The following is a 23,971-nucleotide window of genomic DNA, read 5'->3' as shown; positions in this document are numbered from 1 at the left end:
CCGCCCGCGCTACTTCTCCAGTCGCCCCTTGATCCGAGCCGAGGGATACATCCCTTCCCAGACCCGGTCTCCGGGCGCGAACCCCATGGCCACCAGGCAGTTGACGAGCATGCCGTACGCCATGAAGGTCGTCGTCTCGTTCACGTCGGCACCGAGCGGCACATGGACGGTGTCCCAGAGCCGCATCCACCCGGCGCGCACGGCCTCGCCGAACCCGTGGTCGCCCTCTGCCTCCGCGGCGGCCACCGCGACATACGTCTGCATCTGCATCATCAGCCGTTCGGGCTGCTCCGCGAGGACCTTGGTGTATGCGTTCGCCATGGCATGCAGGGCCTCTTCGCCCTCCAGCCCCCTGGCGGCCTCCGCGAACGTGCGGATGGTGTCGTCCATGCAGCGCTCGGAGGCCGCGAGGAAGATCGCTTTCTTGCCCGCGAAGAGCCGGAAGAGATACGGCTGCGAGACACCCACCCGCCGGGCGATCGCCTCGGTGGAGGTGCCGTGATAGCCACCCCGGGCGAACTCGCTCGTCGCCGCGCGGATGACGCTCTCGCGCCTCTCGTCTGCGCTCATCCTGACCATGCGAGTAAGTTAGTGCTCAATCACTAACTAAGTCAAGGCCCGTCAACGCGTAAGGGGCGCCTCCCCATGGAGGGCACCCCTTACGTCGCGTACGCCACGAGATCAGGCCAGTCGTACGACCGCCCGGGACATCCCGAGGACCTTCAGCCCGCCACTGGTCACCGTCAGGTCGACCCGCACGGTGTTGTCGTCGAGCTTGGCGCCCACCTTGCCGGTGACCTCGATCACGGCCCCCTGGTCGTCGTTCGGTACGACGACGGGCTTCGTGAAACGGACGCCGTAGTCGACGACCGCGCCCGGGTCGCCGGTCCAGTCGGTGACGACGCGGATCGCCTCGGCCATGGTGAACATGCCGTGCGCGATGACGTCCGGCAGGCCCACCTCCTTGGCGAACTTCTCGTTCCAGTGGATGGGGTTGAAGTCCCCGGAGGCACCCGCGTACTGCACCAGCGTGGCGCGGTTCACAGGGAAGGATCGGGCCGGCAGTTCGGTGCCGACCTCGACGTCGTCGTAAGCGATCTTCGCCGTCATCGGTTCCTCACGCCTTCCCGTCCGTGGCTTCCACGGATTCCACCGGCTCCGCCGCGCGGGCGACGAGCTTGGTCCAGGCGGTCACGACGTGCTCGCCGCTCTCGTCGTGGACCTCGCCACGGATGTCCAGGATGTCGTTGCCGGCCATGGACCTGACCGCCTCGATGGTCGAGGTGACCGTGAGCCGGTCCCCGGCGCGCACCGGGCGCCGGTAGGCGAACTTCTGGTCGCCGTGCACCACCCGGCTGTAGTCGAGGCCCAGCTGAGGGTCCTGGACGACCTGTCCCGCCGCCTTGAAGGTGATCGAGAACACGAACGTCGGCGGCGCGATCACATCGGCGTACCCGAGCGCCTTGGCGGCGTCCGGGTCGGTGTATGCCGGATTGGCGTCGCCCACGGCCTCGGCGAACTCGCGGATCTTCTCCCGACCGACCTCATAGGGATCGGTGGGCGGGTAGGTCCGCCCGACGAAGGACTGGTCGAGCGCCATGGCCTCGGCACCTCCTGGTTGCTCTGCTGCTCTGTCGCCGTCCTGGTCAGCGTTGCTCTACCGACCGGTACGGGTCGCTCAACGACACGAGGCCGCCCCCGATCACTCGGGGACGGCCTCGCATACGAGCCTGATTTATCGCGTTTCGCGGTGCGCGGTGTGCGCATTGCAACGCGGGCAGTGCTTCTTCATCTCCAGTCGGTCCGGGTTGTTACGCCGGTTCTTCTTGGTGATGTAGTTCCGCTCCTTGCACTCCACGCAGGCCAGCGTGATCTTCGGGCGGACGTCGGTGGCAGCCACAGGAGTGCTCCTTGACGAACGGATGGGACATATAACGCATGAAAGAGTAGCCGATCGAAGGACCGACCCCGCAATCGGCTACTATCAGTAGCGGTGACCGGACTTGAACCGGTGACACAGCGATTATGAGCCGCTTGCTCTACCGACTGAGCTACACCGCTTTGATGGGATCAGGTCCCGCCTTGCGACGGGAACCTCACCCACCAGAGCCCCAATACGGAATCGAACCGTAGACCTTCTCCTTACCATGGAGACGCTCTACCGACTGAGCTATTGGGGCGAGCGATGAAGACATTACACGGTCCGCAGCCGTTCACCCAAATCCGTTTCGCGAGGCCTTCCGGGACCGCCCGGAGGCCGATTCCCCAAGGTCCCGGCGGCCTCCCGACCCCCTCCCGCCCGCCGGACCACACCGGTACGACTATTGCGCTCCTCCCCGCTCGCGCCGAAACGCCGTCCTAGGCTCGACTCACTCTGCGTGATCTTGCGTCCCCCGCGACCGCGCGTCACCCGCGTCCCCGCGCAGTCCCGAGCCGAGCCCCTGGAGCGCGATGCCCGACAGCCAGCCGCAGCCGCCCCCTTGGCCGTCGTCCTGGTCCGGCGCCTCGGGAGGTTCGCCGGACCCGGCCGCCCTCCTGCTGTGCGGGGCGCGCCTGACGGACGGCCGGACCGTGGACGTACGGCTGGGCCGCGGGCGCATCGAGGCGGTCGGCACGGCGGGCAGCCTGACGACCGGCCCCGCCCGCGGCGGCACGCGCGTGGATCTCGGCGGCTACCTCCTGCTCCCCGCCCCAGCCGAGCCGCACGCGCACGCCGACACCGCGCTCACGGCCGACGCCGGCGGCCCGGTCTCGTACGCCCCCGAGGACGTCCAGCGCCGTGCCACGGAGGCCGCGCTGCTCCAGCTGGGCCACGGCGCGACGGCGCTGCGCGCGCATGTGCACGTGGGTGACGTCCAGGGCCTCGGCGCACTGGCCGCCGTACTGCGGGCCCGGCGTTCGCTGCGCGGGCTCGCCGAACTGACGGCGGTGGCGATGCCCCGGGTACTGACCGGGGCGGCCGGGGCGGACGGGCTCGCGATACTGCGGGACGCGGTGAAGATGGGCGCCTCGGTGGTGGGCGGCTGCCCGGACCTGGACCCCGATCCGACGGGCTACGTGGAGACCGTCCTGGAGGTCGCCTCCGAGCACGGCTGCCCCGTCGACCTGCACACCGACGCCGCCGACCCGGCCCGCCTCGCCCGCCTCGCCGCGATGGCCGGCGGCCTGCGCCCCGGTGTCACCCTGAGCCCCTGCGGCGGCCTCGACGGCCTTCCCTCCGAAGCCGCCGGCCGCACCGCCGACCAACTCGCCGCTGCCGGCGTGACGGTGGTCTGCCTCCCCCAGGGCGGCTGCGGCACCGTCGAACACCGGGACGCGGCGCCCGTACGGCTGTTGCGCGCGGCCGGCGTCCGGGTCGCGGCGGGCAGCGGTGCGTTGCGGGACGTCTCCAACCCGGTCGGCCGCGGCGACCCCCTGGAGGCGGCCTACCTGCTCGCCTCCCGCCACGGTCTGCGCGCCGAGGACGCCTACGACGCCGTGAGCACGTCCGCGCGGGCCGCGCTGGGCCTCCCCGAGGTCCGCGTGGAGGCGGGCTTCCCGGCCGACCTCCTGGCCGTCCGCGGCGACCGACTGGCGGGCGCCCTGTCCCTGGCGTACAGCAGGATCGTGATCCACCAGGGCCGCGTGGTGGCCCGCACGAGCGCGGTCCGCGAGTACCGCAACTCGACGGCCGCCCCGGAGTGGGGCCTGCCGAGGCAGGGACGGGGAGAGCTGTCGTAGGACAGCGGGGACGGGACGGGGAGTTGGGCCGGACGGCAACGGACTGCACGCGTGTGCGGTACGGCTCGAAACCGCGGATCGTCTCCTGACCGAGACGGGTTGCCGAAGGGTTTACGCAGGCCCGGCCGGGTCCTGGGTGAAGCCATGCGGCGGATGCGGTTGTCCGGGCGTACGGTCGGAAGCATGCGCATTGTCATCGCTGGTGGTCATGGTCAGATCGCGCTGCGGCTGGAGCGCCTGCTCGCCGCGCGCGGGGACGAGGTCGCGGGGATCATCCGCAAGGCGGAACAGGGCGACGACCTGCGGGCGGCCGGCGCCGAACCGGTCGTCCTGGACCTGGAGTCGGCGTCCGTCGAGGCGGTGGCCGAGCGGCTGCGGGGCGCGGACGCGGCGGTGTTCGCGGCGGGCGCCGGCCCGGGCAGCGGGGTGGGCCGCAAGGACACCGTGGACAAGGGCGCGGCGATCCTGTTCGCGGACGCGGCGGTCCGGGCGGGCGTACGGCGCTTCGTGGTCGTGTCGTCCATGGGCGCCGACCCCGGCCACCGGGGCAACGAGGTCTTCGACGTCTACCTGCGCGCCAAGGGCGAAGCGGACGCGCACGTACAGGGCCTGGACTCCCTCGACTGGACGATCCTGCGCCCCGGCGCGCTGACGGACGACCCCGGCACCGGCCTGGTCCGCCTGGAGGCCCGTACGGGCCGCGGCCCCGTCCCACGCGACGACGTGGCCACCGTGCTGGCGGAACTCCTGGACACCCCGGCGACGTCCGGCCTCACCCTGGAGCTCATCAGCGGTTCGGCGCCGGTGCCCGTCGCGGTCAAGGCGGTGGCGGGGAACTGAGAAAGGCCGCGTGACGGAAGACGCGCTAGAAGAGGGGCAGCTGTCCCGGGAACTCCGGGACCACATACCCGTCCAACGACGGCTGGGCCGCGCCCAGTTGTGCCGTACTGCGCGAGCCGGGGCAGGAGACGAGGTCCCCGGTCCCGCGCGCCCCCGGCGGGTCGTGCCGGGCGAACCGTCCGGCGACGACGGCGATCTCGCGACGGCATACGGGGCAGGTTCTACGACGGCTGGACGCGCTGGACATGTGGTCAGTCTGCCCCAGTGGGCCACGCGGGTACCCCACGGCGGGACGCGCCCCGCTCGCCGCGCGGAAGTGCGATCACCTCCTTAGCATCCGTACACGTGGCACATACCTTCGAGGAACTCGTGGAGAAGCAACGCGCGGCCGACGAGGCACACGCGAGGGTCGAAGCGCTGCGGGACACATACGGCGCACCCACGGCCACCCCCTGGCCGGAGATCCAGACCGACACCTACGAAACCGCCTGGCGCGCCTGGCGCGACCTCGCCCGCGACGTACAGGCCGCGGTGACCGAGCACGCCAAGGACGAGAACAGACCACGCAACGACATCGAGGCAGAGGTGAAAAGAGCGGCAAAGACACCCTCGCCGGAAGCAACAGAGGCTCCGGAAGACCCCGCCGAAGGGAAGTGAAGCGGGTCGCCGCCGCCCAGGCTTCCCCCGCCCACGAAGAAACCCCTCCGCTCTGCGTTTCCGCAGTTCGGAGGGGTTCCCTCTCTCAGCGTGGCGGCGCCAGGATTCGAACCTGGGAAGGCTGAGCCGGCAGATTTACAGTCCCGGCCCGGAGAACGTCCACCGCAGGCTCTCGATCGGTGGAGGCGAGTAACGACGGGTGTCCTGCTCGGTCCACGTCTGCCATACGGGTACGACACCGAAGCCGGTCAACCGAGCGGAACGGCCCGGGTGCGGGCCCGTTCACGGGCGAACAGACTGATGGCTATGTCCACGTCGCAACCGCCGCCACCGCCGCAGGCCGATCCCGCGCCCCGGCGCTCGCCCGCGTCCACCTTCGCGGAAAAGGCGGCGATCATCGCGGCACCCGGAACCATCACCTTCGCTCTGCTCTATTACTTCGGCAGCCTCTACATCAAGGCCTACTACTCCGCACTCGGCGTCCCGGCGGAGGACCTCGGGTTCTCCATCCAGGGCACCGTGGCCAACAGCACGAACGCGGTCTTCCTCCCCCTGTGCGCACTGCTGGTCGGTGGCCTGATCGTGCTCCTGGCGCTCGGGGGGCTGGGACGGAGGCTGGCCGACCCGGCGAACACCGCCCGCCGCCGTACGGCGATCATCTGGCTGCTCGCCGTCGGCGTGACCTTGATGCTCCTCGGCCTGCCGGTGTTCTTCTCAGACCTGCTCAGCCTCTTTCCGGCAGGCTGGCCACGCCGGTTCCTGCCAGGCCTGATGGTGGCGGTGGGGGCCACACTCGCGGTCTTCGCCGTCCACCTGCGCCTCAGCAAGAGCACGGGAGTCCGCCTCCGGCAGGCCTCCCCCTCCGACCGAACATGGCTGGCGGTCGGCACGCTGCTCATGGGACTGCTGACGCTGAGCCTGTTCTACGACATCGCGCAGTATGTGACCGGTCTTGGCCGTGGCGATGCACAACTCCATGCGATGGGAGGCTACAGAGGCACCCCGTGGGTGATGATCCATTCGCGCGTGCCGCTCCGCCATCACGCGAGGAGTATCGAGTTCACGGACTACGGCGGCCAAGGCGCCCCGTACCGATACGAGTACCGGGGCTTCCGCCTGCTCGCGAAGTCGCCGACCCGCTTCTATCTCGTCTCGTACGACTCGAAGTGGTTCGACCGCCACGTGGTGGTGCTGCCCGACAACGGCATCGCCTGGCTGGAGATCCGCGGCGCCTGAGAGGGGCCGTCTTCAAGGAAGGTCGGAGTCCTCGGGAGAGGGAACATCCGAGGACACCTCCGGTGACCATTCCTCGGTCTCGGTCTCGTCGGGTGTCTGCGGCGGGGCGCTCGTGATCCGGGTGGGCGGCGTCGAAGCAGCCGAGTCGACCGCTTCCCCGTAGATGGGGACGGTGACCATGGAGCCGTCGGCCATCGTGGCGGTCGCCTCTCCGGTGTACGGCCCCGGCCGCGTGGGCGTGTAGTCGAAGGTTTCGCTGCAACCCTCCGGCCCTACCTCGCCCAAACACTGACCACCGGAAGGGACCTCCGTCCCCTCGATCTTGAAGACGAGGTTCTGAACCGGTTGGCCTGGCTTCTCACCCGAAATCTCCAGGCTCCCGGTGGTCGTCTCGCCCACCTCCGTCCTCGGCAGCTTGATCGCCGACGCGGAGGGCTCCTCAGTCTCACTGCCGGGGAAGAGCTCGCCGTGCCCATCCTCCGCGGCGGGCGCCGATTCGCCCCCGTCGGCCTTCGCGGTCCCGGCAGCCCTGGAAGGCAACTGCGCGGTGGTCTCGCCGCCCGCACAGGCCGCAGTCGCCATCAGCGCGGCCAGCGCCGCTGCCGCAGCAAGCCTCCGGGCAATCGCTGACGTCATGGCGTCCGCACCTCCGCTTCCGCTCAGTTGGGGATAGCCCAAACTCGCACGGGGACGGCCGGGAAGGGCGCCGACGGCACCCACGGGCACAGGCCAACCACTCGAACGACGGATTCAAACAACGCCGCAGGTCGGCTACTCCGCAGGGTGACTGCCCCTCAGGTCAAGCGGACGCTCGGCTCTTCTCGCTGCAAAGGGTTGTTCGCGTCGTCGCGCCATCAAGCAATCCAACGCAACCGTCCATCAGTTGCCGTTCGGCAGGTAAGCCGAACGCCTCCGGACGAGACCACTTCGGCGCCGGCCAGGTTGCATTTCCGGTTGGGTTCGTTACAGCTCCCCTTCTTGTGACCGGGAACATCGGCGCAGTTCAGCGTGTCATGCGCCTGCTGTCCCTCTGGGGAGAGGTTGTCGTAATTGCTTCCATCGTGGCGACCCGGCGAATCCGTAGGCGTGTCCGCCGGGCTGGAGCTCATCCGCCCTGACGGCGGCCGCGTCGTCGGCGCAACGGCCGCCGCGCTCGCGTTGACGGCCGCGCTCTGCTCAGCGGCGGCGCCGGCCTGCGTGGTCGTAGTCGTAGTCGTAGTCGCCTCAACAGTCGCAGCGACAGTTGCCTTGACGGTCACCGCGGGAGCGGGAGTGGCGTGAGTTGCGGTCTCGGCTGTGGTGTGTCCTGCGGAGCGCCCCAGAGCGATCACGCTGACCCCCACGACCGCCGCTGCCACCAACGTGACCACGCGGCGTGCACGACTTCTCGATTGCGAGATGTACATCACTCTTAAGGCCTCGAAACTTCGTGGAACTGACGGAGGATGTTCGGCCGGCGAGGAGGGGGAGGCCGGGCCGGAAGGGACCTATGCCGTCCCGTCCGGGAGACCGGGGGACGGCTCGACAGGCTCCGCTTCGTTCCGCATCGGCGGAGGCCAGAACCGCGGCAGCGCGAAAGAGCCCCGTGGTACGAGCCCCAGAACGACGGCTGCGACGCCTCCAGCCAGCAGGGCGACGATGGCGGTGCCCCACCCCTTCACGAGGACGAGCACGGGAGCGTGCAGGAAAACAGCGACGCCCGTGGCGGTGAACCACGCCTCTCGGAAACGGCTTGGCGCGAAGGGTTGAGGTTCTCGCCACGCAACAACTACTCCGTAGGCGGCGAGCGGTACACCTAGACCTGTCCCCGTGATCCAGGCCCATCGCCAGTCGGCGACGAACCACAGCACGGCCAGCCAGACCAGCCATGCGAGTAGTGCTAACAGGGCGAGCCCAAGCAAGACCGCGCAACCAAGTCCCTCGTCACCGGATGACCTGGCCGATCTGGCCGATCTGGCCGATCCTCCCAAAATGATCCCCCCACAGGACATCATGTGTGATCACCGCCCGTACACGGCGGCTGATAGTTGACGGCTAAATATGCCATCAACATCAACCAGATCGGTCAGTCCGCGCCAACGTCGACACGGATGCACATCCGCACCGTGCGGGGACCGCCCCAAGTGACGGATACGCACCGTCCACTCACGTCGGGACAGGGCGTTCGAACGCGGGAAAGCGTGAGACTGTCCGCTGCTCGCCAGGGAGCATGACGAAGGGCCCGTGACCTGCTGTGTAAGCAGGTCACGGGCCCTTCGTTCTCAGCGTGGCGGCGCCAGGATTCGAACCTGGGAAGGCTGAGCCGGCAGATTTACAGTCTGCTCCCTTTGGCCGCTCGGGCACACCGCCGGGTTTGCCACCTGTTCGAACCGCTTTTCGGCGGTGCTCCCTGGCAACGACGTAAACGATACCCGATGCCCAGGGGTGCTTCGCCACCTGATTCCTCGCCGCCCGGAGGGAGCCGGGTGACTAGGCTTGTGCGGATGCGGCCCGGCATCACGCCGGGCTCGGCGGTCGCCCCCACGTACGCCGATACGCACCCGACACGCACCCCGATACAAGGAGCCACAGGACATGGCCGACTCCAGTTTCGACATCGTCTCGAAGGTCGAGCGGCAGGAGGTCGACAACGCCCTCAACCAGGCCGGCAAGGAGATCTCGCAGCGCTACGACTTCAAGGGCGTCGGCGCCTCGATCTCGTGGTCCGGTGACAAGATCCTGATGGAGGCGAACTCCGAGGACCGGGTGAACGCCGTCCTCGACGTCTTCCAGTCCAAGCTGATCAAGCGCGGGATCTCCCTCAAGGCGCTGGACGCGGGCGAGCCCCAGCTGTCCGGCAAGGAGTACAAGCTCTTCGCGGAGATCAAGGAAGGCATCTCCCAGGAGAACGCGAAGAAGGTCGCGAAGCTCATCCGCGACGAGGGCCCCAAGGGCGTGAAGGCCCAGGTGCAGGGCGAGGAACTGCGCGTCAGCTCCAAGAGCCGCGACGACCTCCAGACCGTCATCAACCTGCTCAAGGGCCAGGACTTCGACTTCGCTCTTCAGTTCGTGAACTACCGGTAGTCGGCCGGACAGACACGAGCCGGACAGACACGAGCCGGTCAGACATGAGCCGGACAGCTACGAGCAAGGGTGGGCGCCCGTCGGGTACCCACCCTTTTCGTCCGGCCCGCCGCCGAGGCGCTCAGTCGCGTGAGTTGCCGAACAGCAGGCGATAGACGATCAGCAGCACCAGCGAACCGCCGATCGCCGCGGCCCAGGTCGCGCCGTCGTAGAAGTCCTTGGTGATGGGGTGGTCCAGCCAGCGGGCCGATATCCAGCCGCCGATGAACGCGCCCGCGACGCCGATGAGGGTCGTGCCGATGAAGCCGCCCGGGTCGCGGCCCGGCAGCAGGACCTTGGCAATGACTCCGGCCAACAACCCCAGGATGATCCAGCTGATGATGCTCATGTCCTGAACCTGCCCTTCCGTGCTGTGCCCGCGCTGTCCGGACACTGTGATGTCGCTCGCTCCGGACGGGCTGTGCTCGTTTCCGTCGCGCCCCGCGTCCTGCGTCGCACGCGGGTTCGGGTCATGTCGATGAGGACGACGCCACCAGGGCACACGGTGGTTCCGTCGATCAGTAGGGTGCGGGCCATGACACAGCCCGGATCGCGCGCCGAGCTACGGCGGACGCTCGGCCTCGGCGACGCCGTGGTCATCGGACTCGGCTCGATGATCGGTGCCGGCGTCTTCGCGGCGCTCGCTCCCGCCGCGCAGGCCGCGGGCTCCGGGCTGCTGCTCGGACTCGCGCTCGCCGCGCTGGTCGCCTACTGCAATGCCATGTCGTCGGCGCGACTCGCCGCCCTGTATCCGGCCTCGGGCGGCACGTACGTGTACGGGCGCGAGCGGCTCGCCGCGTTCTGGGGGTATCTGGCGGGCTGGTCGTTCGTGGTCGGGAAGACGGCCTCCTGTGCGGCGATGGCTCTGACGGTCGGTGCGTACGTCTGGCCGGCGCAGACGCACGCGGTGGCGGTCGCGGCCGTGGTGGCGCTGACCGCGGTGAACTACGGCGGCGTCCAGAAGTCGGCCTGGCTGACGCGGGCGATCGTGGCGGTGGTCCTGGCGGTCCTCGCTTCCGTGGTGGTCGTGTGTCTGGGGTCCGGTGCCTCCGACGCCGGGCGGCTGGACGTCGGGATCTCCGGGGGTGTCGGCGGGGTCCTGACGTCCGCCGGTCTGCTGTTCTTCGCCTTCGCCGGGTACGCCCGCATCGCGACCCTGGGCGAGGAGGTGCGTGACCCGGCCCGCACCATCCCCCGCGCGATCCCCCTGGCGCTGGGGATCACTCTGGTCGTGTACGCGTGCGTGACGGTCGCTGTCCTTTCCGTGCTGGGGTCGGGCGATCTCGGACGGGCGGGAGCCCCGTTGGCCGACGCGGTGCGGGCGGCGGGGGTGCCCGGGCTGGTGCCGGTGGTACGGATCGGGGCAGCGGTGGCGGCGCTGGGCTCGCTCCTCGCCCTCATCCTGGGCGTCTCGCGCACGACGCTGGCCATGGCCCGCGACCGGCATCTGCCTGGCGCCCTGGCCGCCGTGCACCCGCGCTTCCAGGTACCGCACCGCGCCGAGCTCACCGTGGGCGCGGTGGTCGCCGTCCTGGCCGCCACGGTGGACGTCCGGGGCGCGATCGGGTTCTCCTCCTTCGGTGTACTGACGTACTACGCGGTGGCCAACGCGTCGGCCTGGACGCTCGATCCGGCCCCGGCGAAGCGGGCGCTGCCCGCGGTGGGGCTCCTGGGCTGCGTGGTGCTCGCGTTCGCGCTGCCGAGGACCTCGGTGGTCGTGGGGGCGGGGGTGCTGGCGGTGGGCATGCTCGCTTACGGGGTACGGCGGCGCTGGGCGGGCGCGCGGTAGCCGTACGACGGCGACGACCGACGGCGGCGGTCGGGTGCCCTGGCAACGGGTGCGCGACAGCAGGCCGCTACGGCCTCGTCGCCCCAGTCGCCGCCGTGCGTATGCGGAACTCGGTCCAGGGGGTCAGTTCCAGGTCATCGCCCAGGGTGTCGTACCAGCCCGTGCCGTCGAGCCAGGCGTGCAGCCAGGCAGTGAGACTGGGGGCGTCGACGAACCAGGCGTGGTCGGGGTCGCCGGGGTTCGGCTCGAAGAGCAGGACCGTCGCCTGCGGGGAGCGGCAGTCCACGCACGCGTACATCGCGCAGCCCCAGTGGGATATCGGCAGGACGCCCTCGGGCCAGGGCCAGTCGGGGTCTTTGCGACCGCTTTCGCGGTTGGCGAGGTACTGGGTGACGGCGGCGGGTTCACTAGACGGGGAGCTGTCGAGCAGGGGCAGCAGGCCGTACTCCGGGCCGAATCCGCCGTCCCCTATACGCAGGTAGAGGTCGGCGAGCAGCGGCGGCAGGCGGAAGCCGAGGACGGCCTCGGCGCGGGCCACGGTGGCCGCGTCCACGGGGTCGGGGAGCGAAGGCCAACCCCAGGGGCGGGTGGTGGCCGCCTTGGCCGCCACCCTTGCCTGCAACTGCTCGTTCTCGGTCATGCGTTCATGATGCAAGCCGCCACTGACAACCGGGGCGGCCTGTGGACAACCCGCCGCCTGTGGACAACGAGCGGAACGGACTCGGCCCGTCAGCGCGACGCGAACGGCTGGTCCGTGGGCACGATTTCGCGGCCCAGCGGGAACAGCGAGACCGGAATCAGCTTGAAGTTCGCGATGCCGAACGGGATGCCGATGATGGTCAGGCAGAGAAGAAGGCCGGTGACGATGTGCCCGATGGCCAGCCACCACCCGGCGAGGACCAGCCAGAGCACGTTGCCGAGGCAGGAGGGCGCGCCCGCGTCCCGACGCTCGATCGTCGTGTAGCCGAAGGGCCAGAGGGCGTAGACGCCGATTCGGAAAGCGGCAATGCCGAAGGGAATGCCGATAATCGTGATGCAGAGCAGCGCTCCCGCGGCCAGGTAGGCGAGGAACAGCCAGAATCCGCTCAGGATCAGCCAGATGACGTTCAGGATGGTCTTCACTGGTGGCGACCTGCCATTTTCTCGAGCCGGGCGATACGGTCCGCCATCGGCGGGTGCGTCGAGAACATTTTGGAGAGTCCCTGGCCCGGGCGGAAGGGATTCGCGATCATCATGTGGCTCGCGGTCTCGATGCGGGGCTCCGGGGGCAGCGGGAGCTGCTTGGTGCCCGTCTCCAGTTTGCGCAGCGCGCTCGCGAGGGCCAGCGGGTCGCCGGTGAGCTGCGCGCCCGAGGCGTCCGCCTCGTACTCCCGGGAGCGGCTGATGGCGAGTTGGATGACGCTGGCGGCGAGTGGGCCGAGAATCATGATCAGGAGCATGCCGAGGATGCCGGGACCGTCGTCGTCGTCCGAGCGGCCGATCGGGATCAGCCAGGCGAAGTTGACCAGGAACATGATCACGGAGGCGAGCGCGCCCGCGACCGAGGAGATGAGGATGTCCCGGTTGTAGACGTGGCTGAGCTCGTGGCCGATGACGCCGCGCAGTTCGCGCTCGTCGAGGAGGCGCAGGATGCCTTCCGTGCAGCACACGGCGGCGTTGCGCGGGTTGCGGCCGGTGGCGAAGGCGTTGGGCGCCTCGGTCGGGGAGATGTACAGGCGGGGCATGGGCTGACGGGCCTGGGTGGAGAGTTCGCGGACCATCCGGTACAGGGTGGGAGCCTCGAACTCGCTCACCGGGCGGGCACGCATCGCGCGTAGCGCCAGCTTGTCGCTGTTCCAGTACGCGTACGCGTTGGTGCCGAGTGCGATCAGGACCGCGACGATCAGCCCCATGCGGCCGAAGAAGCTGCCGATGACGATGATGAGTGCGGACAGTCCCCCGAGGAGTACTGCGGTCCTGAGCCCGTTGTGCCGGCGGTGCACGGTACGCCCTCCAAGTCGTGCAGCAGGGGAACCCTTTGCTTGCGAATCTTGTTCTTGTCCGGTGGCACTGTGCCGTGGTGTCACATCCAGTGCACCTTCCCGTACTGGTCAACGCCAGGCGGGAGGCACTAGTTCCCTTGTGCCTGCGGGCATGGGTGTGGGCCGTCCGGGTGAGGACGGGGACATGCGCGCGCGTGCGGCCTCAGAAGAGGCCGGTGTCGGTGAAGCGCAGGACCAGCTGGGGTGCTCCGGAGAGGGCGATGCCGAGGGCCGCGGTGAGGGCGATCGCGGCGGTGAGCGGGGCGGGGACGCGGTGCTTCTCGGGCTCGCCTTCGGGGGCGCGGAAGAGCAGGGCCGTCCACTGGAGGTAGTAGTACAGGGCGATCACCACGTTGACGGCCATGACGACCGCTAGCCAGCCGAGGCCCGCGTCGACGGCTGCCGAGAAGACGGTGACCTTCGCGAAGAGACCGATGATGCCCGGGGGCAGTCCGGCGAGGCAGAGCAGGAAGAAGGCCAGGAGGAGGGCTGCCGCCGGGTGCTTCGCGTAGAGGCCCCGGTAGTCCGTGATCCGGTTCGTCGCGCTGGTGCGGCCCACCAGGGCGGCCACCGCGAAGGCGCCCAGGTTCACGGCGGCGTACATGAGGGCGTAGGCGACGGTGGAGCCGATGGCGTGCTCGGCGTCGTCGGAGTACGCGGCGGCGGCGATCGGTACGAGGAGGTAGCCGGCCTGGCCCACGGAGGACCATGCGAGCAGGCGTACGGCGCTGTACGCGCGGGTGGCTTGCTGGCGGAGGGCGCCGACGTTTCCGACGGTCATGGTGAGGGCGGCCAGCACGGCCAGTGCGGGGCCCCAGACGTCGGCGTACGAGGGGAAGGCGATGACGGTGACGAGGATGAGGCCGGAGAAGCCGACCGCCTTGCCGACGACCGACAGGTAGGCGGCGATGGGCAGGGGGGCGCCGACGTAGGTGTCGGGGACCCAGAAGTGGAAGGGGACGGCGGCCGTCTTGAAGGCGAAGCCGATGAGGGTGAGGACCACGCCGGTCTGGGCCAGGGTGTCCAGCCGGCCGTCGACGTGCTGGATGCGGTCGGCGACCTGGGTGAGGTAGAGGGTTCCGGTCGTCGCGTACACGAAGCTGATGCCCAGGAGGCTGACGGTGGTCGCGGTGACGGACGACAGGAAGAACTTCAGGGCCGCCTCGGAGGACCTGCGGTCGCCGTGCCGGATGCCGACGAGAGCGAAGGCGGGCAGGGAGGCGACCTCCAGGGCGACGACGAGGGTGGCGAGGTCGCGGGAGGCGGGCAGCAGGGCGGCACCGGCGGCGGAGGACAGCAGCAGGAACCAGAACTCGCCTTCGGGGAGTCGCCCGCGCGCGTCCTTCAGGGCGGTGACCGACAGCAGGGCCGCCAGAAGCGCTCCCCCGAGCACCAGGAACTGGATGACGAGGGTGAAGCGGTCTGCCGTGTAGCTGCACACGCGTGTGTCGCCGGTCAGGCAGAAGGTGGAGCGGTCGCCGTCCAGGAGGGGCAGGAGGAGGGCCGTGGCGGCGGCGAGTCCCGCGACCGACAGCCAGCCGAGGAGTGGCTTGCGGGCGTCGCCGACGAAGAGGTCGGCGACGAGGACCACGAGGGCGACGACCGCCGCGAGGGTGGGCGGTGCGATGGCCGGCCAGTCGACGGACTGGACCACCGACTCGGCCAGGGGCTGGAACACGGGCTGGGCCAGGGCGCTCATCGGGTGCCTCCTGCGAGGAGCTGTTGCACGGCCGGGTCGGTCAGCCCGAGGAGGGCCTTCGGCCACAGGCCGGCGACGACGGTGAGGGCGACGAGCGGGGCCCAGGCCGCGAACTCGTAGGTCTGCACGTCGGCGAGGCGCGGGGCGTCCTGCGGGACGACGCCCATGCAGACGCGGCGGACCACGACCAGCAGGTATGCGGCCGTCAGCAGGGTGCCGAACGCGGCGATCGCCGTGAAGGTGAGGAAGGCGGGGCGGCTGAGGTCGTCGGCGGGGTTGAACGCGCCGAACAGGGCCAGCATTTCGCCCCAGAAGCCGGCGAGGCCCGGCAGACCGAGCGAGGCGACGGCTGCGAAGGCGAGGAGGCCGCCGAGGCGGGGCGTCCTGCCGTACAGCGCGGCGCCGGTCTGCTCGGCGAGGGTGTCCAGATCGGTGGTGCCGGTGCGGTCCTTCAGCGCTCCGACCAGGAAGAAGAGGAGGCCGGTGATGAGCCCGTGGGCGATGTTGGCGAACAGGGCGCCGTTCACACCGGTCGGGGTCATGGTCGCGATGCCGAGCAGGACGAAACCCATGTGACCGACGGAGGAGTAGGCGATGAGGCGCTTGAGGTCGCCCTTCGCGCCCCGTTTGGCGAGGGCCAGACAGGCCAGGGATCCGTAGATGATCCCCACGACGGCGAAGGCCGCGAGGTAGGGCGCGAAGGTGCGGAAGCCGTCCGGCGCGACGGGCAGCAGGATCCGGACGAACCCGTACGTGCCCATCTTCAGCAGCACTCCGGCCAGCAGGACCGAACCGACGGTCGGGGCGGCGGTGTGGGCGTCGGGCAGCCAGCTGTGCAGCGGCCACATCGGGGTCTTGACGGCGAGCCCGATCCCGATCGCGAGAACGGCGATGACCTGCACGGATGTGGTCAGCGATCGGCCGTTGTCAGTGGCGAGTGCCACCATGTCGAATGTGCCCGCCTTGATTCCGATCAGGAGCAGGCCGAGCAGCATGACCACGGATCCGAGCAGCGTGAACAGGATGAACTTCCAGGCGGCCTGGGTCCGGCCCGCGCCGCCCCAGCGGGCGATGAGGAAGTACATCGGGACGAGGACCATCTCGAAGGCGAGGAAGAACAGCAGCAGGTCGAGGACGGCGAAGGCCGCGAGGGTGCCGGACTCCAGGACGAGCACGAGCGCGACGAACGCTTTCGGGGACGGGTCCGCGGTCTGCGTCGTCGGCGGCTGCTGTTGCCGCTTGAAGTAGGAGTACACCGCGCAGAGGAAGGTCAGCAGCGCGGTCAGGACCAGCAGGGGGAGGGAGATGCCGTCGATGCCGAGGTGGATGCGCACGTCGAGTGCGGGGATCCAGCTGATGTCCGTGGTGGCCTGCATCTTCGACGGATGGTCGTGGTCGAAGCCGAGCGCGAGGACGATCGCGGCGATGAGGATCGCGCCGGTCACGGTCATGCCGTGGCGCAGCACGGCCTGCTCGGGTGACTTCCCCTTCAGCCCGGGCGGAGCCGGCAGCAGAGCGGCGGCGGCGCCGAGGAGCGGGCCGACCACGATGAATGCCAGAAGGAACTGCATCACGGACTCGTTGATATCGATCACGCCCGCTCACGCTCCCGAAGCGACGAGAAGGGCGGCGACCGCCAGGACGACGGTGCCGGCGAGCAGCGCGCTCACATAGGTCTGGACGTTGCCGGTCTGGGCGCGCCGTACGGCGGCCCCCAGCCAGCGGGGCAGGGCGCCCGCGCCGCGTACGTAGGTGTCGACGACCTCGCGGTCGAGGAACCGGACGAGACTCGCGCCGGCCTGGACCGGGCGGACGAAAAGCGCCTGGTACACGGCGTCGAGGTGGAAGCCGACGGCCGCGTGGCGGTGCAGCGGGCCGAGCAGCAGCCGTCCGGGGTCAGCCGGGTCGGGGGCGGAGGCCACGTCTCCGTAGGCCGGCGCGTGCGTCGCGATCGCCTCGGCCTCGACGAGTCCCGCGTCGCCCTCGGGGTGGGCGGCGACCGCGCCCAGGGGTACGCGGGCGGCGAGCCCGGCGAGATGGCGCCAGGCGGCGTACGTGACGAGTCCGCCGGCCAGGGCCACACCCGTGCCGAGGACGGACGTGGTGAGGGTCGGGGCGAGGTCGTTGCCGTCGAACCAGTCGGGGAGGGTGCGGTAGGCGAGCCCGCCGAGGGCCAGGGACGGGACGGCCAGGACCCACAGCACCACGGTCATGGTCAGGGGCTGGCGGCCGTGGTCGGGGGCCTCGGCGCCCCGGCCGTAGAAGGTCAGCAGCCACAGGCGGGTCGCGTAGGCGGCCGTGAGGAGGGCGGTGAGCAGGCCGGCGACGAGGACGAGCCAGCCCGCGGCGCCGGGCGCGTGTTCGGTGTGGCCCGCGGTGATGTGCTCTGCGGCGCCGAGCACCGACTCCTTGGAGAAGAAGCCGCTGAACGGCGGGATCGCGGCGAGCGCGAGGAGCGCCACGGTCATCGTCCAGTAGGCGTCGGGGATGCGGTCGCGCAGGTGGCTCATGCGGGACATGGCGGCCAGCGAGTTGGTGCCGGCGGCGTGGATGATCACGCCGGCCGCGAGGAACAGCAGCGCCTTGAACGCGCCGTGCGAGAGGAGGTGGAAGACGGCGGCGCCGCGGTCGCCGACGGCGAGGGCGCCGGTCATGTAGCCGAGCTGGCCGATCGTCGAGTAGGCGAGGACGCGCTTGATGTCGTCCTGGGCGAGGGCCGCCAGGCCCGAGCCGACCATGGTGACGGCGGCCATCGCGGCGAGGGTCACCATCGCGGCCGAGGACGCCTCGAAGACCGGGAGGAGACGGGCGATGAAGTAGACGCCGGCGGCGACCATCGTGGCGGCGTGGATCAGCGCGGAGACGGGTGTGGGGCCCGCCATGGCGTCCGGGAGCCAGGTGTGCAGGGGGAACTGCGCGGACTTGCCGGCCACGCCCGCGAGGAGCAGCAGGGCGATGGGCGTCGGGTGGTCGAGTCCGCCGTGGGCGACGGTGGCGAGGACCTTCGTGATCCGGAAGGACCCGGCGTCGGTGGCGAGGGCGAACAGACCGATGAGGAAGGGGACGTCGCCGAGTTTGGTGACGAGGAAGGCCTTGATGGAGGCGGCCCGGGCCTCCGGGGTCTCCCAGTAGTGGCCGACCAGGAAGTAGGAGCAGATGCCCATGACTTCCCAGCCGACCAGCAGCACGATCAGGTCGCCGGAGTAGACGACCAGGAACATCGCGGAGGTGAAGAGGGAGACGAGCGCGGCGTACGAGGGGTAGCGCGGGTCCTCGCGCAGGTAGCCGGTCGAATAGATCTGCACACAGGTGGCGACGAGGCCGACCACCACGGCGACGAGGGCGGCGAAGCCGTCGATGTACAGCGCCAGTTCGATCGGGATCGAGCCGGTGGGCGTCAGTTCGGTGGCCGCGGTGACGGAGGCGTCTCCGCCCTGGCGTACGGCGACGATCGCGGCCAGTACGAGCGCGGCGAGGGTCGGCAGGACGGCGAGCGGACGCACGAAGCCGGGGGCGGTGCGGCCGAGGAGCAGTCCGGCGGCCGCGCCCAGGAACGGGAGGAGGGGGACGAGGACGGCGAGGGTGGTCGTGGTCACGCGGTGGCCTCAGCCTTCTCGGCGGCCGTTCCGGTCGCGGGGGTGTCGCTGTCGGGGCCGCCGGCCGCGGGGCTCTCGTGGCCTTCGGCGGTGTCGCGGAGACGGTCGATGTCCGCGGTGCCTCGGTTGCGGTGGACGGCGAGGACGATCGCCAGGCCGATGCCGATCTCGGCGGCGGCGATGGCGATGGTGAACAGGGTCAGGGCCTGACCGGAGTGCAGGGTCTCCTCGGCGGTCCTGCTGAGCCAGACGTCGAAGGCGACCAGGTTGAGGTTGACGGCGTTGAGCATCAGCTCGACGGACATCAGGACGAGGATCGCGTTGCGGCGGGCGAGGACGCCGTACAGGCCGGTGCAGAAGAGGAGGGCGGACAGGACGGCGGGATAGGCGAGGTGCATCAGCGGGTGCCTTCCTGCTCGGCCGGGTTTTCGCGGGCGTCCGGAACAGAAAGGGAACTCTCTGTGACGGATCGGGAACTCTTGGTGGCGACTCGGGAGTTCACAGGGGGAGAGCTCGACTCCGCCTTGGCCCTGCGGGACAGGACGATCGCGCCGACCAGCGCCGCGAGGAGAAGGACGGAGAGGGCCTCGAAGGGAAGGACCCAGTTCTGGAAGAGGCTCGCGCCGGTGACCTCGGTGGAGCCGGCGGCCGGACCGTCCAGGTCGATCCAGGTGGCGCGGAAGGCGTCGACGACCACCCAGACGAGCGCGGCGGCCGCGGCGACGGCCACCATGAGAGCGGCCCAGCGGTTTCCGGAGTCCGCGTCCGGGGAGCGGCCGATGGGGGCCTTGGTGAGCATCAGACCGAAGAGGAGGAGCACGACGACGGAACCGACATAGATGAGGACCTGCACCCAGGCGATGAACTCGGCGGTGAGCAGGAGGTATTCGACGGCGAGGCCTCCGAGGGCGACCACGAGCCACAGGGCGGCGTGCACCAGCTGCTTGGTGGTCACGGTGACCAGGGCGGCGCCGAAGGTGACCAGCCCGACTAGCAGGAAGGCGATCTCGACGCCGGTCGGGGAGAGAAAGCCGTGGTGTGCCTGAGCGAGGGTCACGATTCTCCTCCCTGGGGTGCGTTCGGCTCGGATGCCTGGGGTGCGTTCGACTCGGCCTGGGCTGCCGCCAGCTTCTCGGCCGTCTTGCGGGCGGCCGCGATCTCCTTCGGCTCCTCGGCGGCGGGGTCGAGGGCGGGTGGGGCCGGGACGGTCCACATCCACTCGCGGAGCTTGTCGCGTTCGTGGGTGAGTTCGTGGATGTCGGTCTCGGCGTACTCGAACTCCGGGGACCAGAACAGGGCGTCGAAAGGACAGACCTCGATGCAGATACCGCAGTACATACACAGGGAGAAATCGATGGCGAAGCGGTCGAGGACGTTGCGGCTGCGCTCGCGTCCGCCCGGGGCGGAGGGCGGGACCGTCTCCTTGTGCGAGTCGATGTAGATGCACCAGTCGGGGCACTCACGGGCGCAGAGCATGCAGACCGTGCAGTTCTCCTCGAACAGGCCGATGACGCCACGGGTGCGGGGCGGGAGTTCGGGCTGGGCGTCCGGGTACTGCTCGGTGACGGTCTTCCGCGTCATCGTGCGGAGGGTGACGGCCAGGCCCTTGGCGAGGCCACTACCGGGGATGGGGGCCATTACCGGATCACCACCTTGACGATGCCGGTGAGGGCGATCTGGGCGAGGGAGAGGGGGACGAGGAGGGTCCAGGAGAGCTTCTGAAGCTGGTCCTCGCGCAGGCGGGGGTAGGTGACGCGGAGCCAGATCACGACGAAGGCGAGGACGGCCGCCTTGAGCAGGGTCCAGACCCAGCCGAGGCCGTCGGCGCCCCAGGGACCGTGCCAGCCACCCAGGAAGAGGACGGTGGTCAGGCCGCACAGGACGACGATTCCGGCGTACTCGGCGAGGAGGAAGAGGGCGAAGCGCAGGCCGGTGTACTCGGTGTACGCCCCGAAGATGATCTCCGAGTCGGCGACGGGCATGTCGAAGGGGGGCCGCTGTAGTTCGGCGAGACCGGCGACGAAGAAGACGATCGCGCCCGTGATCTGCCAAGGCAGCCACCACCACTCGAAGGCGTCGACGATGCCGGGCAGGGAGACCGTGCCGGCCGCCATGGCCACCGAGGCGGCGGTGAGCAGCATCGGGAGTTCGTAGGCGAGGAGCTGGGCGGCGGTGCGCAGGCCGCCGAGAAGGGAGAACTTGTTGGCACTGGCCCAGCCGGCCATGAGGGAGCCGAGCACGCCGACGCCCATCACCGCGAGCACGAAGAAGATGCCCGCGTCCACGACCTGGCCGACGGCGCCTTCGCCCGGGCCGATGGGGATGGCGAGGAGGACCAGGAGGTACGGGAGGAGGGCTACGGCCGGCGCGAGCTGGAAGATACGGCGGTCCGCGCCCGCGGGGACGATGTCCTCCTTCTGTACGAACTTGACGCCGTCCGCGACGAGCTGGGCCCAGCCGTGGAAGCCGCCCGCGTACATCGGCCCCAGGCGGCCCTGCATATGGGCCATCACCTTGTGCTCGGTCTGACCGACGATCAGGGGGAAGGTGAGGAAGACGACGAAGACGACCAGGAGTCGCAGGGCGACGTCGAGAGCGTCGTTCACTGCGGGCCTCCTGTGGGGTCCTCGGGGGCGGGGGGTTCCGTGCCGTCGGTACGGGCGGGCGCGCCGCGGGTGGGCGAGGGCTTCTCGACGGGATCCGACTGCTCGGGCGTGGCCGGCCCAGGGGTGACCCGCTCAGGGCCGGCCGACTCCGGCGCCTGGTCCGACTCCGGCTTCTGGTGCGGTTCCGGCTTCTGGTCCGGCTCCGGTTTTTGGTCCGGCTCCGGTTCCGGCTCCCGGTCCGGGTCCGGCTCCGTCTTCTGGTCCGACTCCCGCTCCCGCTCCGGTTCCGGCGCCCTGCCCGGTGCCTGATCCCGGTCCGGTACCTGATCCCGGTCCGGTGCCGGCGCCCGGTCCGGTGCCGGCGCCTGGTCCGGTGCCGGGCTCGGCTCCCTCTTCGGTTCCCCTTGCTCGCTTGGCTCTGGGGTCTGCTGTGGCTCGTCGAACGCTGGGCGGGCGTGGTGCCACGGGGCGTCGGAGCTGCGCGGGGCCGTGGAGGGGCGGGCGGGGGTGTCGGGGGGTGTCGTCGGGGGCTGGGTGCGCTGGGAGGCCGAGCCTTGGGAGGCGCTGCGTGCGCGGCGCGGTCCTGCCGGGGGTTGCGGGGTCGGCTCGGGGGCCGTCGGTTCCGTCGGCGCGGCGGGCCCGGTTCCTGCGGGACTGACGGACTCCGTGGCACCCGCCCGTTGTGACGCCGAGCCCGCGCTCGCGCTGCGCGCGCGGCGGGGTCCGGCAGGCGCCGCCGGAGCGGAGGGGGTCGAGGGGGCCGAGGAAACCGGAGAAGCGGGTGAGGTTGGTGGGGTTGGTGAGGTCTCTGTGGTTGGGGGGGTCGGTTGGCCGGCTGAGCCCTCCGATGCCGTGCGGGCGCGGCGGACCGGGCGGTCGCCTGCTGCGCGTCCCGCCGCCGCTCGGGCCGGGCGGGCCGGGGCGGGAGGGAGTTGGCCCTTCAGGGGGCCCCATTCGTTGGGGTCGGGCACGCCTGGGGGGAGCATCTGACGGCGCTTGGGGCCGCCGTGCTCGGACTCTCCGGGCTCCTTCGCGCCGGGCCAGGCCTTGGCGACGCGGGCGGCGAGGACGAAGTCCTTGCGCAGGGGGTGGCCTTCGAAGGTCTCCGGGAGGAGGAGGTGGTTCAGAGCGGGGTGGCCCTCGAAGGTGACGCCGAACATCTCGTGCGTCTCGCGTTCGTGCCAGGCCGCGCCGGCGTAGACGCCGACGGCGGAGGCGAGGGTCGGTGCCTCGTGCGGGATCGTCGTGCGCAGCAGCAGGCGACGCACCGGGGACAGGGCCACCACGTGCGCCGAGACGCGGAAACCCGTGCCCGGTTCGTCGACCGCGCTCAGCCAGTCGAAATAGGTGCAGGTCAGGCGGTCGCGGGCTACGCGCAGGGCGTCGGTCCAGGACGTCGGCGGAACGTCGACCGTCAGGACGTCGTACGACTCCTCGGCCGTGGCCTGCGGGCCGAAGAGCTCGTCGGCGGGGGCGGGGAGCCAGCCGATCGTGGTCATCGGCCCTCCCCCGATGGCGCCGGCGCCGTGGGGGACTCGGCGGCCGGGGGCCGCACCAGGTCGCTCTGAAGGGCCGCCGGCGAGGGGCGGGAGACGGCCGGGCGGGACGGGGTCGGGCCGTAGCGCTCGTGCAGGGACTCCCGGGCGATCTTCTCCTGGAGCTTGAGGATGCCCTGGAGAAGCGCCTCCGGGCGCGGCGGGCAGCCCGGCACGTACACGTCCACCGGGATGATCTGGTCGACGCCCTTCGTCACCGAGTACGAGTCCCAGTAGGGGCCGCCGCAGTTGCTGCACGCGCCGAAGGAGATGACGTACTTCGGCTCGGGCATCTGCTCGTAGAGGCGCTTCACGGCCGGCGCCATCTTGTCCGTGACCGTGCCGGAGACGACCATCAGGTCGGCCTGGCGAGGGCCCGGCGCGAAGGGGATGACACCGAGGCGGATGAAGTCGTGGCGGGCCATCGACGCGGCGATGAACTCGATCGCGCAGCAGGCGAGGCCGAAGTTGAAGACCCAGAGCGAATAGCGGCGGCCCCAGTTCAGGATCACCTTCATCGGCTCCGGGGCAAGGCGAGCCAGGGTGCCCAGGCGCTTCGGCTCCGGCAGCGGAACGGGTTCCGAAGGCACCGAGGGCACCTGGTCCGGCTGTTGCGGCTGTTCCGGCGCATTCACTTTCGGCGTCACATCCATGTCAGGACGCCCTTCTTATAGGCGTACAGCAGGCCCACGGCCAGGAAGCCGAGGAAGATGAACATCTCCACGAGCGTGGTCGCGCCGTAGCCGGGGGCCGCGAAGACCGTCGCCCAGGGGAAGAGGAAGATCGAGTCGACCGCGAAGATCACGTAGAGGAAGGCGTAGACGTAGTAGCGGACCTGGGTGTGGGCCCAGCCCTCGCCCACGGGGTCGACGCCGCACTCGTACGTCAGGAGCTTCTCCGGGGTGGGGACCACCGGGCGCAGCAGGCGCCCGGCGCCGAAGGCCACCGCGACGAACAGCACGCCGACGACGGCGAGCAGCCCGACGACGGAGTAGGACTGGAAGTAGTCCGCCGCGAAATCCGCCGCGACATCGACGGTCCGTTCCCGCACGCCCGTCCCTCGCTCCCTGACCTCAGTCTCTTCGACGACAGGCCCGTTCGACGATCTGTACGCACGGGAGTCTAGGCCCTGATAAAGGGACGGTAAGCAGCCCGTCACGCCTCGTCTTG

26 protein-coding genes and 3 tRNA genes are annotated in these 23,971 nt (G+C 70.3%); 6 read left to right on the top strand and 23 right to left on the bottom strand.

Features of this window, described 5'->3' with window-relative positions:
- Positions 1–9 precede the first annotated feature (9 nt).
- The 6 genes from G9272_RS26685 to G9272_RS26660 form a co-directional block, all read right to left on the bottom strand.
- Positions 10–579, bottom strand: coding sequence for a TetR/AcrR family transcriptional regulator (locus G9272_RS26685; protein ID WP_171398893.1), 570 nt, complete (start codon positions 577–579; stop codon positions 10–12).
- 102 nt (positions 580–681) lie between these two features.
- On the bottom strand, positions 682–1,110 hold the full coding sequence (locus tag G9272_RS26680) for a MaoC family dehydratase (RefSeq protein ID WP_171398892.1): 429 nt from the start codon (positions 1,108–1,110) through the stop codon (positions 682–684).
- A gap of 7 nt (positions 1,111–1,117) precedes the next feature.
- Positions 1,118–1,600, bottom strand: a complete 483-nt coding sequence (locus tag G9272_RS26675; protein ID WP_171398891.1) for a MaoC family dehydratase N-terminal domain-containing protein — start codon at positions 1,598–1,600, stop codon at positions 1,118–1,120.
- A gap of 135 nt (positions 1,601–1,735) precedes the next feature.
- Entirely contained in the window at positions 1,736–1,900 is a 165-nt protein-coding gene (gene rpmG, locus G9272_RS26670) for a 50S ribosomal protein L33 (protein ID WP_003948671.1), read from the bottom strand.
- A gap of 88 nt (positions 1,901–1,988) precedes the next feature.
- Positions 1,989–2,061 (bottom strand) — tRNA-Met (locus G9272_RS26665).
- Between the two features lie 46 nt (positions 2,062–2,107).
- Positions 2,108–2,180: transfer RNA gene (locus G9272_RS26660), tRNA-Thr, on the bottom strand.
- A 271-nt stretch (positions 2,181–2,451) separates the two neighbouring features.
- On the opposite strand from G9272_RS26660, the gene G9272_RS26655 reads away from it, so the two are divergent.
- Entirely contained in the window at positions 2,452–3,720 is a 1,269-nt protein-coding gene (locus G9272_RS26655; RefSeq protein ID WP_171398890.1) for a hydrolase, read from the top strand.
- A 183-nt stretch (positions 3,721–3,903) separates the two neighbouring features.
- A complete protein-coding gene (locus tag G9272_RS26650; protein WP_171398889.1) occupies positions 3,904–4,560 on the top strand; it encodes an SDR family oxidoreductase in 657 nt (218 codons plus the stop codon).
- Positions 4,561–4,585: 25 nt separating this feature from the next.
- Here G9272_RS26650 and G9272_RS45465 read toward each other — a convergent pair whose 3' ends face one another.
- The gene (locus G9272_RS45465) at positions 4,586–4,807 is read right to left on the bottom strand and encodes a hypothetical protein (RefSeq protein WP_078616067.1); all 222 of its coding nucleotides are present in this window, start codon (positions 4,805–4,807) and stop codon (positions 4,586–4,588) included.
- Positions 4,808–4,905: 98 nt separating this feature from the next.
- On the opposite strand from G9272_RS45465, the gene G9272_RS26645 reads away from it, so the two are divergent.
- Both G9272_RS26645 and G9272_RS26640 read left to right on the top strand, forming a co-directional pair.
- Complete coding sequence (locus G9272_RS26645) at positions 4,906–5,217, top strand: hypothetical protein (protein WP_171398888.1); 312 nt, start codon at positions 4,906–4,908, stop codon at positions 5,215–5,217.
- A 306-nt stretch (positions 5,218–5,523) separates the two neighbouring features.
- Positions 5,524–6,453: a hypothetical protein gene (locus G9272_RS26640; protein ID WP_253267958.1), complete on the top strand. Its 930-nt coding sequence runs from the start codon at positions 5,524–5,526 to the stop codon at positions 6,451–6,453.
- A 12-nt stretch (positions 6,454–6,465) separates the two neighbouring features.
- On the opposite strand, the gene G9272_RS26635 is transcribed toward G9272_RS26640, so the two are convergent.
- Together G9272_RS26635 and G9272_RS26630 are read right to left on the bottom strand one after the other, a co-directional pair.
- The gene (locus tag G9272_RS26635; protein ID WP_171398886.1) at positions 6,466–7,035 is read right to left on the bottom strand and encodes a hypothetical protein; all 570 of its coding nucleotides are present in this window, start codon (positions 7,033–7,035) and stop codon (positions 6,466–6,468) included.
- 1,685 nt (positions 7,036–8,720) lie between these two features.
- A tRNA-Tyr gene (locus G9272_RS26630) sits at positions 8,721–8,802 on the bottom strand.
- A 225-nt stretch (positions 8,803–9,027) separates the two neighbouring features.
- On the opposite strand from G9272_RS26630, the gene G9272_RS26625 reads away from it, so the two are divergent.
- The gene (locus G9272_RS26625; RefSeq protein WP_171398885.1) at positions 9,028–9,516 is read left to right on the top strand and encodes a YajQ family cyclic di-GMP-binding protein; all 489 of its coding nucleotides are present in this window, start codon (positions 9,028–9,030) and stop codon (positions 9,514–9,516) included.
- A gap of 121 nt (positions 9,517–9,637) precedes the next feature.
- On the opposite strand, the gene G9272_RS26620 is transcribed toward G9272_RS26625, so the two are convergent.
- Positions 9,638–9,904 (bottom strand): GlsB/YeaQ/YmgE family stress response membrane protein, encoded by a 267-nt coding sequence (locus G9272_RS26620; protein WP_020132690.1) that lies wholly within the window; start codon positions 9,902–9,904, stop codon positions 9,638–9,640.
- A 186-nt stretch (positions 9,905–10,090) separates the two neighbouring features.
- Here G9272_RS26620 and G9272_RS26615 point away from each other — a divergent pair, with 186 nt between their 5' ends.
- Positions 10,091–11,344 (top strand): APC family permease, encoded by a 1,254-nt coding sequence (locus G9272_RS26615; RefSeq protein WP_171398884.1) that lies wholly within the window; start codon positions 10,091–10,093, stop codon positions 11,342–11,344.
- Between the two features lie 67 nt (positions 11,345–11,411).
- Here G9272_RS26615 and G9272_RS26610 read toward each other — a convergent pair whose 3' ends face one another.
- The 13 genes from G9272_RS26610 to G9272_RS26550 form a co-directional block, all read right to left on the bottom strand.
- Positions 11,412–11,984 carry an SMI1/KNR4 family protein gene (locus tag G9272_RS26610; RefSeq protein WP_171398883.1) on the bottom strand — a complete coding sequence of 191 codons (573 nt, stop codon included), beginning with the start codon at positions 11,982–11,984 and terminating at the stop codon, positions 11,412–11,414.
- A gap of 89 nt (positions 11,985–12,073) precedes the next feature.
- Positions 12,074–12,466, bottom strand: coding sequence for a YccF domain-containing protein (locus tag G9272_RS26605; protein ID WP_171398882.1), 393 nt, complete (start codon positions 12,464–12,466; stop codon positions 12,074–12,076).
- Positions 12,463–13,326: a zinc metalloprotease HtpX gene (gene htpX / locus G9272_RS26600; protein WP_171398881.1), complete on the bottom strand. Its 864-nt coding sequence runs from the start codon at positions 13,324–13,326 to the stop codon at positions 12,463–12,465. The genes G9272_RS26605 and htpX overlap by 4 nt, the downstream gene beginning before the upstream one ends.
- Before the next feature lie 202 nt (positions 13,327–13,528).
- Positions 13,529–15,064: an NADH-quinone oxidoreductase subunit N gene (locus G9272_RS26595; RefSeq protein ID WP_171398880.1), complete on the bottom strand. Its 1,536-nt coding sequence runs from the start codon at positions 15,062–15,064 to the stop codon at positions 13,529–13,531.
- Positions 15,061–16,659: an NADH-quinone oxidoreductase subunit M gene (locus G9272_RS26590; RefSeq protein WP_171398879.1), complete on the bottom strand. Its 1,599-nt coding sequence runs from the start codon at positions 16,657–16,659 to the stop codon at positions 15,061–15,063. Before G9272_RS26590 ends, G9272_RS26595 begins: the two co-directional genes overlap by 4 nt.
- Before the next feature lie 6 nt (positions 16,660–16,665).
- A complete protein-coding gene (locus G9272_RS26585) occupies positions 16,666–18,660 on the bottom strand; it encodes an NADH-quinone oxidoreductase subunit 5 family protein (RefSeq protein ID WP_171398878.1) in 1,995 nt (664 codons plus the stop codon).
- Positions 18,657–19,058, bottom strand: coding sequence for an NADH-quinone oxidoreductase subunit NuoK (nuoK, locus tag G9272_RS26580; RefSeq protein ID WP_171398877.1), 402 nt, complete (start codon positions 19,056–19,058; stop codon positions 18,657–18,659). The genes G9272_RS26585 and nuoK overlap by 4 nt, the downstream gene beginning before the upstream one ends.
- The gene (locus G9272_RS26575; RefSeq protein ID WP_171398876.1) at positions 19,058–19,717 is read right to left on the bottom strand and encodes an NADH-quinone oxidoreductase subunit J family protein; all 660 of its coding nucleotides are present in this window, start codon (positions 19,715–19,717) and stop codon (positions 19,058–19,060) included. The genes nuoK and G9272_RS26575 overlap by 1 nt, the downstream gene beginning before the upstream one ends.
- Complete coding sequence (locus G9272_RS26570; protein WP_171398875.1) at positions 19,714–20,298, bottom strand: NuoI/complex I 23 kDa subunit family protein; 585 nt, start codon at positions 20,296–20,298, stop codon at positions 19,714–19,716. The genes G9272_RS26575 and G9272_RS26570 overlap by 4 nt, the downstream gene beginning before the upstream one ends.
- Complete coding sequence (locus tag G9272_RS26565; protein ID WP_057602837.1) at positions 20,298–21,266, bottom strand: complex I subunit 1/NuoH family protein; 969 nt, start codon at positions 21,264–21,266, stop codon at positions 20,298–20,300. Before G9272_RS26565 ends, G9272_RS26570 begins: the two co-directional genes overlap by 1 nt.
- Positions 21,263–22,765 carry an NADH-quinone oxidoreductase subunit C gene (locus G9272_RS26560; RefSeq protein ID WP_171398874.1) on the bottom strand — a complete coding sequence of 501 codons (1,503 nt, stop codon included), beginning with the start codon at positions 22,763–22,765 and terminating at the stop codon, positions 21,263–21,265. The genes G9272_RS26565 and G9272_RS26560 overlap by 4 nt, the downstream gene beginning before the upstream one ends.
- Positions 22,762–23,454, bottom strand: coding sequence for an NADH-quinone oxidoreductase subunit B (locus G9272_RS26555; RefSeq protein ID WP_253267957.1), 693 nt, complete (start codon positions 23,452–23,454; stop codon positions 22,762–22,764). Before G9272_RS26555 ends, G9272_RS26560 begins: the two co-directional genes overlap by 4 nt.
- Positions 23,445–23,852: an NADH-quinone oxidoreductase subunit A gene (locus G9272_RS26550; RefSeq protein WP_171398872.1), complete on the bottom strand. Its 408-nt coding sequence runs from the start codon at positions 23,850–23,852 to the stop codon at positions 23,445–23,447. The genes G9272_RS26555 and G9272_RS26550 overlap by 10 nt, the downstream gene beginning before the upstream one ends.
- Positions 23,853–23,971 lie beyond the last annotated feature (119 nt).

This window comes from Streptomyces asoensis (assembly GCF_013085465.1).
Lineage (GTDB): Bacteria > Actinomycetota > Actinomycetes > Streptomycetales > Streptomycetaceae > Streptomyces > Streptomyces cacaoi_A.
This window is presented reverse-complemented; position numbering and strand designations above follow the sequence as displayed.

Coding starts and splice junctions, on each gene's coding strand:
- G9272_RS26620 (WP_020132690.1), bottom strand. CDS start 9,904: ATGAGCATCATCAGCTGGATCATCCTGGGGTTGTTGGCCGGAGTCATT.
- G9272_RS45465 (WP_078616067.1), bottom strand. CDS start 4,807: ATGTCCAGCGCGTCCAGCCGTCGTAGAACCTGCCCCGTATGCCGTCGC.
- G9272_RS26615 (WP_171398884.1), top strand. CDS start 10,091: ATGACACAGCCCGGATCGCGCGCCGAGCTACGGCGGACGCTCGGCCTC.
- G9272_RS26555 (WP_253267957.1), bottom strand. CDS start 23,454: ATGGATGTGACGCCGAAAGTGAATGCGCCGGAACAGCCGCAACAGCCG.
- G9272_RS26650 (WP_171398889.1), top strand. CDS start 3,904: ATGCGCATTGTCATCGCTGGTGGTCATGGTCAGATCGCGCTGCGGCTG.
- G9272_RS26560 (WP_171398874.1), bottom strand. CDS start 22,765: ATGACCACGATCGGCTGGCTCCCCGCCCCCGCCGACGAGCTCTTCGGC.
- G9272_RS26635 (WP_171398886.1), bottom strand. CDS start 7,035: ATGGCGACTGCGGCCTGTGCGGGCGGCGAGACCACCGCGCAGTTGCCT.
- G9272_RS26685 (WP_171398893.1), bottom strand. CDS start 579: ATGGTCAGGATGAGCGCAGACGAGAGGCGCGAGAGCGTCATCCGCGCG.
- G9272_RS26680 (WP_171398892.1), bottom strand. CDS start 1,110: ATGACGGCGAAGATCGCTTACGACGACGTCGAGGTCGGCACCGAACTG.
- G9272_RS26610 (WP_171398883.1), bottom strand. CDS start 11,984: ATGACCGAGAACGAGCAGTTGCAGGCAAGGGTGGCGGCCAAGGCGGCC.
- nuoK (WP_171398877.1), bottom strand. CDS start 19,058: ATGCACCTCGCCTATCCCGCCGTCCTGTCCGCCCTCCTCTTCTGCACC.
- G9272_RS26595 (WP_171398880.1), bottom strand. CDS start 15,064: ATGAGCGCCCTGGCCCAGCCCGTGTTCCAGCCCCTGGCCGAGTCGGTG.
- G9272_RS26675 (WP_171398891.1), bottom strand. CDS start 1,600: ATGGCGCTCGACCAGTCCTTCGTCGGGCGGACCTACCCGCCCACCGAT.
- G9272_RS26655 (WP_171398890.1), top strand. CDS start 2,452: ATGCCCGACAGCCAGCCGCAGCCGCCCCCTTGGCCGTCGTCCTGGTCC.
- G9272_RS26570 (WP_171398875.1), bottom strand. CDS start 20,298: ATGGCCCCCATCCCCGGTAGTGGCCTCGCCAAGGGCCTGGCCGTCACC.
- G9272_RS26625 (WP_171398885.1), top strand. CDS start 9,028: ATGGCCGACTCCAGTTTCGACATCGTCTCGAAGGTCGAGCGGCAGGAG.
- G9272_RS26640 (WP_253267958.1), top strand. CDS start 5,524: ATGTCCACGTCGCAACCGCCGCCACCGCCGCAGGCCGATCCCGCGCCC.